This is a genomic window from Haematobacter missouriensis, assembly GCF_000740775.1.
GTDB lineage: Bacteria > Pseudomonadota > Alphaproteobacteria > Rhodobacterales > Rhodobacteraceae > Haematobacter > Haematobacter missouriensis.
The window spans coordinates 81,277-91,872 of record NZ_JFGS01000004.1; the positions used below are offsets into that span (position 1 = coordinate 81,277).

Here is a 10,596-nt window from a genome sequence, read left to right on the forward strand (position 1 = left end):
TTCGACCAAAGCGGCAGCCGGTTCAAGGCCGCATCTGCGCGCCGACGATCATCGGCGGCCCTTCGCAGCCTTGAACTTGGGCGACAGGCTGCTATCACGCCCCGGAAACCGCCGCGGGAAGGACCGATTTCCGGCGGCCCTGCGAAAGGAAAGCGCATGGATATCGCAACGCTCCGCGACCGCTATCCCGAACACTGGCAGCAGGCGGCCGCGGTCCGCGCTCTGGCAATGGACGCGGTTCAAGCGGCAAATTCCGGCCACCCCGGCATGCCGATGGGCATGGCCGACGTGGCCACGGTGCTGTTCACCCGGCACATGAAATTCGACGCCTCGCACCCTGACTGGGCGGACCGCGATCGGTTCATCCTCTCGGCGGGTCACGGCTCGATGCTGATCTACGCGCTCCTCCACCTGCTGGGCTACGAGGAAGTGACGATCGAGGAGATCCGCAACTTCCGCCAATGGGGGGCCAAGACGGCCGGGCACCCGGAATACGGCCATGTGAAGGGGGTGGAGACGACCACCGGCCCGCTGGGCCAGGGGCTGGGCAACGCCGTGGGCTTCGCCATCGCGGAGGAGGCGCTCCGCGCCCGTTTCGGCGCGAAAGCGGTGGATCACCACACCTATGTCATCGCGGGCGACGGCTGTCTGATGGAGGGCATCAGCCAGGAGGCCATCGGCCTCGCCGGGATGCAGAAGCTCTCGAAGCTCATCGTGCTGTGGGACAACAACGGCATCTCCATCGACGGCAAGGTCTCCCTCTCCGACATCACCGATCAGCGGGCGCGCTTTGCTGCCTCGGGCTGGAAGGTGCTGCATTGCGACGGGCACGACCCCGCGGCGATAGACGCCGCGCTGACGGAGGCCAAGCGCTCCGAGCAGCCGGTCTTCATCGACTGCAAGACGCATATCGGCTTCGGCAGCCCGAAGAAGCAGGACACGGCCGGCGCGCATGGCTCGCCCCTCGGCCCGGACGAAATCGCCGCCGTTCGGGAGATCTACGGCTGGAACCACGCGGCCTTCGAGATCCCGGATGATATCCGGGCAAGCTGGCGCGAAGCGGGCCTGCGGGGCTCCGCCGACCGGCAGGAGTGGGAGAGCCGCATCGCCGCCCTGCCCGCCGGTCGCCGGACCAGCTTCGATCGTGCGCTCTCCGGCGAGCTGCCGGCAAAGGTCGCGGGCCTTATCCGGGGTCTGAAACGGCAGGCGGCGGAGTCGAAGCCCAAGGTCGCGACGCGGAGATCGTCGGAGATGGTGCTTGAGGTGTTGAACCCCGCGATCCCGGAGATGCTCGGCGGTTCCGCCGACCTCACCGGCTCCAACAACACCAGGACGGCCGATCTGGGCATCTTCTCGCCGGAGAATCGCAAGGGTCGCTACATCCACTACGGCATCCGTGAACACGGAATGGCGGCAGCGATGAACGGCATCCAGCTTCACGGCGGGTTCCATCCCTATGGCGGCACCTTCTTCGCCTTCACCGACTATGCGCGAGGGTCCATGCGGCTTTCGGCGCTGATGGGTCTGCCGGTCATCTATGTAATGACCCACGATTCCATCGGTCTGGGGGAGGACGGCCCCACGCACCAGCCGGTCGAACATCTGGCGATCTGCCGCGCGACGCCCAACACGCTGACCATCCGTCCCGCCGACACGGTGGAGACGGCTGAGGCGTGGGAGATCGCGCTGAACCAGAAGGCGACGCCGACGGTGCTCGTCCTCTCCCGCCAGAACCTGCCGACGGTTCGGACCGACTTCACCGCGAAGAACCTGACCCAACAGGGCGCCTATATCCTGCGGGAAGCCACGGGCAAGCGTCAGGCCATCCTGATGGCCACCGGCTCGGAAGTGGAGATCGCGCTCGCCGCGCGGGAGGCGCTGGAGGCCGAAGGCATCGGCACCCGCGTCGTCTCCATGCCCTGTGCTGAACTGTTCGCCCAGCAGCCGGAAGCGTATCGCCGCAAGGTGCTGCCCGCAGGCCCCGTCCGGGTGGCAGTGGAGGCCGCAACCGGCTTCGGCTGGGACCGCTGGCTGATCGGTGAGCGCGGGCGCGACGGCAAGGCCGCTTTCGTCGGCATGACCGGCTTCGGCGCCTCCGCCCCTGCGGAACGGCTCTATCAGGAGTTCGGCATCACTGCCGAGAACGTGGCGGCGCAGGCGCGCGCCCTGCTTGGCCGCAACAGCTAATGCCCGGGGGGCCGGTCCCGCTTCGGATCGGCCCTTCGCCACAGATGCAAGGCGCTGTCCTCCCCTCCTCAGGTCGCCATCCTATCCGGGTGACCGTCCTCCTCAGGTGACTTCCCCTTCAGGCCACAGCATTCCTCAGGTCGCCGTCGTTCACAATCAATGGCCGGCCTCCGGCGCGGTCTTGCGGAACAGCCCCGCCACCGGCGTGATCACATATTTTGCCAGCGGGATCAGGACAAATCCCAGCGCCAGCCCGAAGATCCCATCGAAAAGCGCCGTGACGATCCAGTGGGTCGCGCTGTGAATCGTCCCCGTCTCCTCGATCGCATCGGCGGCGGCATCAGCCATATCCTCGATCTCGTGCCCGATCACGCCGAGTCCGAAGCTCTCCAGCCCGTGGATGACGATGGAGCCGCCCACCCAGATCATCGCCGCGGTGCCGACGATGGTCAAAAGCTTCATGAAGACTGGCATCCCCCTGACCAGCCCGCGCCCCAGCGCGCGCACGATGCCCGATGCACCCGTGAACCCCTCATAGCGGCTGAGCGACAGGCCGATGTCATCCATCTTCACGATGATCGCCACGCCGCCATAAACCACGGCGGTGATCATGATGCCGACGATGGCGAGTATCAGCGCCTCCATCCACAGGCTCTCCGGCGGAATGGCGGCAAGCGCGATGGTCATGATTTCCGCAGAGAGGATGAAGTCGGTCTTGATGGCGCCTTTCACCCGCGCCTCCTCCAGCAAGCGCGCTCCGTCCTGACCCGCCGCAACAGAAACCGCGGCCTCCGTGCCGTGATCCTCGGACGGGAACAGCCAGTGGTGGACCTTCTCCGCGCCCTCGAAACACAGATAGGCCCCACCCAGCATGAGCAGCGGCGTGATCGCCCAGGGCGCGAATGTGGAGAGCAGGAGTGCCAGCGGCAGCAGGATCACCAGCTTGTTGACGAGCGACCCCATGGCGATCTTGCCCACGATGGGCAGCTCCCGCTGCGGCGCAAAGCCCTGGACGTATTTCGGCGCGACCGCAGCATCGTCGATCACCGCGCCCGCCGCCTTTGCGCCCGCCCGTGCCGCCTGCCCGGCCACATCGTCCAGCGAAGCCGCGGCCACCTTGGCGATGGCGGCCACGTCATCCAGCAGTGCCAGCAATCCACTCATCTTGAATCCACTCCCCGTATCAGGGCAGAACTAGCGTCGCGACCGAATGTCGCAAGGATGTCCGGCTGTTGGCGCAAGCGTTTGCGCTAACTTTCAGAGATTGCGCTAACATATTGGAGTATCGCGGGTTTCGGCTTTCAGGCTGAACGGATCAAGCCTATATTGGTGCCCAATTCCGATACTTTCGGACGATCCCATTCCCCGCGACGGAGCATTCCATGACGATCACCCTCGGCATCAACGGTTTCGGTCGCATCGGCCGCTGCACATTGTCCCACCTTGCGCAAAGCGCGCGCAACGATGTGAAGGTCGTCAGGATGAACGCGACCGGGCCGATCGACACCGCCGCGCATCTGATCCGTTATGACAGCGTCCATGGCCGCTTTCCCGGGCTGGTGAAAGTGGAGGGTGACACGATGGATCTGGGCCAGGGCCCGATCGAGGTGATGTCCACCTACAACCCGGAGGAGCTGGACTGGACGGGCGTGGACGTGGTGCTCGAATGCTCCGGCAAGTTCAACGACCGTGACAAGGCCGCCGTCCACCTGGAGCGGGGGGCGAAGCGGGTGCTCGTGTCCGCCCCGGCGAAGAAAGCCGACCGGACCATCGTCTTCGGCGTGAACGACGGTGTTCTGACGACAAGCGATCTTGTCGTCTCCAACGGCTCCTGCACGACCAATTGCCTCGCTCCGGTAGCGAAGGTGCTGAACGACGCCATCGGCATCGAGCGTGGCATCATGACCACCATCCACTCCTATACCGGCGATCAGCCGACGCTGGACCGCCGCCACAAGGATCTCTACCGCGCCCGCGCCGCCGCCATGGCGATCATCCCGACCTCCACCGGCGCGGCGAAAGCGATCGGAGAGGTTCTGCCCGATCTCGCCGGCAGGCTTGACGGCACCGCCCTCCGCGTGCCGACGCCCAACGTCTCCTGCGTTGACCTGACCTTCGAGGCGAAGAAGGACGTGACGGTCGAGGATGTGAACGAGATCGTCCGCGAGGCCGTTCAGGGCCCCATCGGTCGCGTGCTCGCCTATGACCCGGAGATGAAGGTCTCCATCGACTTCAATCACACGGAATACTCCTCCATCTTCGCACCGGATCAGACCAAGGTGGTGGGCAAGCGCACCGTGCGGGTGTTGGCATGGTATGACAACGAATGGGGCTTCTCCTGCCGGATGGCCGATGTCGCGGCGGCTATGGGCCGGCTGATCTGACTTTCCGCTAACCGACTGAAAACAGGCCCGTCGCGCGATGCGGCGGGCCTTTGCCATTGCGAACGCATGATCTTGCCCAGGGGGTGCGGACTTTCTGACCACAGTCCCGGAAACTCTGCCACAACACTGGAAATATCGCAGCCGCTGGCCTATCCTCTCCTCACGAGCGTTTTTCGGGGCTACGGCAAGGACCGCAATGGGCAAGGACGGGCTGCGCAGAATCGCCTTCTTCCTGCTGGTGGCGCTCATGTTCTACGTGGCCACGGCAGGCGCAGGGCCTGCCTGATGGCGGAAAGGTATCGCGGCCCTTACAGCCCCGGTGGCGACGGCGCTGACACGCCCCGTCCGGAAGGTTCTGCCCCGTCACGCACCATCCCGCCGCGCCGCCGCAGGCGTCGTGCGGGAGGTCGGGCGAATTTCCTGTTTCTCGCCCCCGTGCTGTTCCTGCTGACCGCGTTCGGCAAGGAGCCTGTGGGCATGGCTCTTGGCTTGGCGGCCTTCGGGGTGCTGGAACTTGCCGCCTGGCTCACCCATCAGGGCCTGGTGGCGGAGGAGGCATATGAGGCGCGCAACATTGCCCGCCGCCCCGCAATCCCGCGCAAGCTCTTCGGCAGCGTACTGACTGCGGCGGGCCTGTTTCTTGGCGGCTACGCCCCCGGGGGAAGCATCGTCAACCCGGCCATCTTCGCCGTGCTGGGCTTTGCACTGCATTTCTTCGCTTTCGGTCCCGATCCCATGCGCGACAAGGGGATGACCGGCATCGACCGGTTCGAGGGCGACCGCGTCGCCCGCGCCGTGGACGAGGCGGAGAGCCATCTCCGCGACATGAAGGACGCGATAAAGCGTGCGGGCGATCGAAGGCTGGAATCGCGTGTGGACCGTTTCGCGGAGACCGCCCGCGCCATGTTCCGCCGGGTGGAGGCCGACCCCCGCGACCTGACGGGTTCGCGCCGTTACCTCGGCGTCTATCTGCTCGGCGCGCGGGACGCGACCGTCAAGTTCGCCGATCTCTATGCCCAGAACCGCGACCCGTCGGCCCGATCGGCCTATGAGGCGTTGCTGGACGATCTGGAAACCAACTTTTCCAGCCGGACGCAGGATCTGCTGCTCAACGACAGGACCGATCTCGACGTGGAGATTGACGTGCTGCGTGAGCGGCTCCAGCGTGAAGGCGTCAAGACCGACTGAAACGATACCGACAGACTGACGAGGGAGAAGCACATGGCCGAAAGCGTCCGCCGTCAGGCGACCGACACCCAGAAGGAACTGAACGACGTGGTGGAGGTGACGCTGCCCCCGCCCGCGCCGGAGGTTCCCGCGCTCGAACAGGCCCGTCCGGAGCTGCAGGATCAGATCCGCAAGCGCATGGCCGAACTCGACATGTCGAACACCCAGTCGATCATCGGTTTCGGCTCCCGCGCTCAGGCCGGGCTGCAGGAGATCAGCCAGTCCATGCTGGCCGATGTCCGCAACAAGGATGTCGGCCCCGCCGGGGACAGCCTGCGGGAGATCGTGACCACGATCCGCGGCTTCTCCGTCTCCGAACTCGACATGCGCCGGGAGCGGAGCTGGTGGGAGAAGCTGATGGGCCGCGCCACCCCCTTCGCCAAGTTCGTCGCCCGGTATGAAGACGTGCAGGGCCAGATCGACCGCGTGACGGACCAGTTGCTGACGCATGAGCACAAGCTCCTGAAGGACATCAAGTCGCTCGACATCCTCTATGAACGCACGCTGACCTTCTACGACGAGCTCGCGCTCTATATCGCGGCGGGGGAAGCGAAGCTGGCGGAGATCGACACGACCGACGTTCCTGCCGCCGAACATCGGGTGGAAGCGGCGGCGGAGGATCAGAAGGTGCTCCGTGCGCAGGAACTCCGCGATCTGCGCGCCGCGCGGGACGATCTGGAACGCCGGGTGCATGACCTGAAACTGACCCGCCAGGTAACGATGCAGTCCCTCCCCTCCATCCGGCTGGTGCAGGAGAATGACAAGTCTCTGGTAACCAAGATCAACTCCACCCTCGTCAACACCGTGCCGTTGTGGGAGACGCAGCTTGCGCAGGCGGTCACCATCCAGCGCTCGCGCGAGGCGGCGACCGCTGTGAAGGAAGCCAACGACCTAACCAACGAACTGCTGACCAAGAACGCGGAGAACCTGCGCGAGGCCAACAAGGTCGTCCGCACGGAGATGGAGCGCGGCGTCTTTGACATCGAAGCGGTGAAGAAGGCCAATGCAGAACTGATCGCGACCATCAATGAAAGCCTTCAGATCGCCGATGACGGCAAGGCCAAGCGCGCTGCGGCGGAGGCCGATCTGGAGAAGATGGAAATTGAACTGCGCGAGACGCTCGCCTCCGCCAAGTCACGGGGCGACGGTCTGGGCGCCACGGCGGGCGGCGCAGTCCCGAAGGGTTGAAATGCTGGCTCCCCTGCTGCGCCGCGGTCTTCTCCCGGCGCTCCTCCTCCTGCTGGCCGCCTGTGCGAAGCCGCCTTCGGATGTCCTGACCGCCCCGCAGGCGCATGCACGTCCGAAGCCGCGCCCCGTGGAAGCTCCCGTAGCCGTTACGCCGCGAAGCGCGGAAAGTGAGGCGCTGGTGCAATATTATGCCCGCGTCCAGAACGACCTGCTCTCGCAGGGCCTGATGCGGATGGATGGCGGCGGTGTGGACACGCCGTTCGACGCGCGCATTCTGGCCGAAAATTTCATCCGCATCGCCCTTTACGATGAATATACCACGTTGCCGGGCGGTACTCGCGTGGCTCGTGTCACGCCGAGCGTGCTACGCCGTTGGGACAAGCCAATCCGCATGAGCGTCGAGTTCGGCGCCTCCGTTCCGCGACCCCAGCGGGAACGAGACAGTACGATGGTGGCGGGCTACGCCATGCGCCTGTCGCTGCTCACCGGCGTGCCCCTGACGATGACCCGGCCCGAACATGCGAATTTCCATGTTTTCATTGTGAATGAGGATGAGAGACGCGCCATGGGAGAGCGCCTTGCCCGCTTGGTTCCAGGGATCAGCGGCGCCGATATCCGCTCCGTCACCGATCTGGATCGCGCGACCTTCTGCTTTGCCTATGCGTTTTCCGAGCGGGGTCAGTCCACCTACCGTCAGGCCCTTGCGCTGATACGGGCGGAACATCCCGACCTCCTCCGCCGTTCCTGCGTGCATGAGGAGCTGGCGCAGGCCATGGGGCTTGTGAACGACAGCCCGCAGGCGCGGCCGTCGATCTTCAACGATGACGAGGAATTTGCCCTGCTGACCCGGCAGGACGAAATGATGTTGCGCATCCTCTACGACCCTCGGCTACGCCCCGGAATGACCCCGGAGGAAGCCCGTCCCATAGTGGAGGAGATCGCGCGGGAACTGATGGGAGAAACCTCGGTCTGAAGCCCCGGGTCTAAAGCTCCAGTGTCCCGGCGACCCTTGCCGGCAGGAGTTGCCGGACCAGCGCCTCTGACGTGGCTGCGGGGTCGGCAAGGTCTCCCGGATCTGCCAGATCTGCGGGGACCGCGAGGTCGGCAAGGTCTGCGGGGTCGGCAAAGTCGGCAAGGTCTGCGGGGACCGCGAGGTCTGCGGAGTCGGCAAGGTTGGCGAGGACTGCGAGGACTGCGAGGACTGCGAGGACTGCGAGGACTGCGAGGACTGCGAGGACTGCGAGGACTGCGAGGAGATTGCAGCACCTCAGCCGCCTGACGCAACGGCAAAAGTCGGCTCAAGGCAACCCGCTAAGACCGGCGCATTCGCTGCGGGAAAAAGCTCTCGGGCCTGCGGTAGCAGAAATCGCTCGCAATCCGATCAGCGGGAGAGAGACACATTCCGGATCATTCCGCCCCATCTCGAGTCCCGGATCATGGGGATAACCATCCATCGGTCAAAACGACACATTTCGTAGCTTTTTCAAGATTTTGTCAGGACAGCCGTAAGCACCCGCGTCCACATCTCGACGACTTTACCTTGATTCCGGGCCGACAGTCCCCGCGAACCCCCGACTTGTCCCTGCTCACGACAACGTCGCCCGAACGCTCAAAGCCCCGAGCAGCCCTCGTCCTCCGGAGTCGCCAGAACGTGAAGAGCAGAGCCACAGAGGTTTCGTCGCCAATATGGCCCGCTCCAACCCGGGACTGAACCCTCGGCCCCGACGCGAATCCGCGGACCGCGGATTATGGCGAGCGGGTCAAGCAAGCCCCCGCTCCCTCAAGGGCAGCGGCGCAACAGGAGAGCCTCTCCGTCACAATCTCTCGGATCTGCCGGAGGCAACAAGCTTGGCCGACGATCTCGGGACACCCCGGCGGTCAAGGTGGCCTGCATGCAGTTCCAAGGGACGCTCGGGAGTCTGCCACACCCGGTCATGCGCCCCGTCAACGCTCCGCCCCTTACGGAAGGACACGGGCGCAACCTTCACGCCCGCGCCTGCCCCTGCCAACCTGCCCTCGGTTGTCAGTCGCCTTCGATCATCTGGTCCATCAGGATAGAGGGATGCAGACACCCCGCCTCCCCGACCACCCGCGCCGGCACGCCCGCCACGGTGGAGTTCCGCGGCACATCGGCCAGAACCACCGAACCCGCGGCGATACGGGAGCAGTTGCCCACGCGGATATTGCCAAGAACCTTGGCTCCCGCGCCGATCAGCACGCCGTCGCCGATCTTCGGGTGACGGTCGCCGTCCGCCTTGCCGGTTCCGCCCAGCGTCACCGAATGGAGCATGGAGACGTTGTCCCCCACCACTGCGGTCTCGCCGATCACGATGGAATGCGCGTGATCGATCATCACGCCCCGCCCGATCCGCGCGGCGGGATGAATGTCCACGCCGAAAACCTCTGACACGCGGGTCTGCACGAAATAGGCCATGTCGCGCCGCCCCTGCTGCCAGAGCCAGTGGCCGATCCGATAGGCCTGCAACGCCTGATAGCCCTTGAAGAACAGCAGCGGCTGAAGAAAGCTGTGGCAGGCGGGATCGCGCTCGAAAACCGCCACCACATCGATCCGCGCGGCCTGAGCAAGGGAAGGGTCAGCGACATGGGCCTCATCCGCGATCTCGCGCAGGATTTGCTCCGACATCTCGCCCGAGGCCAGCTTCAGCGAAAACCGGTAGGCCAGCGCCCGCTCCAGCGAGGCATGATGCAGCACGCTCGAATGGATCAGGCCGCCGAGCAGCGGTTCCCGCTCGACGGCTTCATGCGCCTCGGTGCAAATACGCGACCAGACGGGATCGACCTCGGCCACCGTTGCTTTCACCTGCGCCATGACGCCCTCCGTTTTCCTCAGTCTAGCCGAGATAGGGCGCAATTGGCAGGTCGGAAAGAAGGATCAGGCCGCCGGGAGGGTCAATTCCAGAAAATGTGCCGCGATACGCACCTTTCCGCCAGAAAAATTACCCCCTGCCGCGGTCAGCAGCAGCCGCGTGGCCGCCCAGCGGGGGGCCGGCGCAGTCGGTCCCATCGCCCAGGATCCCGCGCCGGTGCCAAGCTCGGAGCCATAACGATCCACCCCGTCCGACTCACCCAGCTTCCATGAGGCAAGCGTACCGGTGAGCGGCTCCAGCACCCGCGCAGTCACGCCGAAGACGGTGGCGTGGCTCGGGATCAGCGGGGTTGTCAGGTTGCTTGCCCCCGGCGTGACGACATGGTCGATCTCCGCGACCCGCCATACCGGCCCCGCGCCATTGGGAGAGCTTGCCAGCAACCCCGCACGCCATCCCTGCCCGTCATGCAGCCGCTCCGCCCCCTCGTCCGCCACGAAGGCACGCCATCCCGCGCGCGGCATCAGGAACTCCCACCCGCCGTTCAGCCGGAGCGCGACCTTCCCCGCGGCGCCCGCCCAGCCGCCGGTGGCTCCCGCGGGCACACCATAGGCCGCGCCCTCATCCGGCATCTGCGGCTCACCCCCCGTGATGGAGCGGAGCGTAAGCTGACAGAGCGCATCGATCCGGGCCAGCGCCTCGTTCACGGTGACATGTTTCTGGGCCTGACCGGGCGCGATCAGCGGCAGGCGAAGGGTCGGTGTCTCGGTCATCATCGTCTCCAT

The 10,596-nt window shown here is 65.5% G+C and carries 8 protein-coding genes; 5 read left to right on the forward strand and 3 right to left on the reverse strand.

From position 1 onward, the window contains the following. The first annotated feature begins 156 nt into the window (after positions 1 to 156). Positions 157 to 2,187: a transketolase gene (gene tkt, locus CG51_RS06060; RefSeq protein ID WP_035743152.1), complete on the forward strand. Its 2,031-nt coding sequence runs from the start codon at positions 157 to 159 to the stop codon at positions 2,185 to 2,187. A 156-nt stretch (positions 2,188 to 2,343) separates the two neighbouring features. On the opposite strand, the gene CG51_RS06065 is transcribed toward tkt, so the two are convergent. After that, positions 2,344 to 3,351, reverse strand: coding sequence for a DUF808 domain-containing protein (locus tag CG51_RS06065; RefSeq protein WP_035743154.1), 1,008 nt, complete (start codon positions 3,349 to 3,351; stop codon positions 2,344 to 2,346). A gap of 218 nt (positions 3,352 to 3,569) precedes the next feature. Here CG51_RS06065 and gap point away from each other — a divergent pair, with 218 nt between their 5' ends. From gap to CG51_RS06085, 4 genes are all read left to right on the forward strand, one after another. Next, positions 3,570 to 4,571, forward strand: a complete 1,002-nt coding sequence (gene gap, locus CG51_RS06070; protein ID WP_035743156.1) for a type I glyceraldehyde-3-phosphate dehydrogenase — start codon at positions 3,570 to 3,572, stop codon at positions 4,569 to 4,571. 285 nt (positions 4,572 to 4,856) lie between these two features. Then, positions 4,857 to 5,759 carry a 5-bromo-4-chloroindolyl phosphate hydrolysis family protein gene (locus tag CG51_RS06075; RefSeq protein WP_035743159.1) on the forward strand — a complete coding sequence of 301 codons (903 nt, stop codon included), beginning with the start codon at positions 4,857 to 4,859 and terminating at the stop codon, positions 5,757 to 5,759. A gap of 33 nt (positions 5,760 to 5,792) precedes the next feature. Then, the gene (locus tag CG51_RS06080) at positions 5,793 to 6,986 is read left to right on the forward strand and encodes a toxic anion resistance protein (protein ID WP_035743162.1); all 1,194 of its coding nucleotides are present in this window, start codon (positions 5,793 to 5,795) and stop codon (positions 6,984 to 6,986) included. 1 nt (position 6,987) lies between these two features. Beyond that, entirely contained in the window at positions 6,988 to 7,959 is a 972-nt protein-coding gene (locus CG51_RS06085; RefSeq protein ID WP_035743165.1) for a DUF2927 domain-containing protein, read from the forward strand. A 1,050-nt stretch (positions 7,960 to 9,009) separates the two neighbouring features. On the opposite strand, the gene cysE is transcribed toward CG51_RS06085, so the two are convergent. Both cysE and CG51_RS06095 read right to left on the reverse strand, forming a co-directional pair. Continuing rightward, positions 9,010 to 9,816, reverse strand: a complete 807-nt coding sequence (cysE, locus tag CG51_RS06090; RefSeq protein WP_035743167.1) for a serine O-acetyltransferase — start codon at positions 9,814 to 9,816, stop codon at positions 9,010 to 9,012. A 63-nt stretch (positions 9,817 to 9,879) separates the two neighbouring features. Beyond that, positions 9,880 to 10,584, reverse strand: coding sequence for a DUF2793 domain-containing protein (locus CG51_RS06095; protein ID WP_158212514.1), 705 nt, complete (start codon positions 10,582 to 10,584; stop codon positions 9,880 to 9,882). Positions 10,585 to 10,596: the final 12 nt, after the last annotated feature.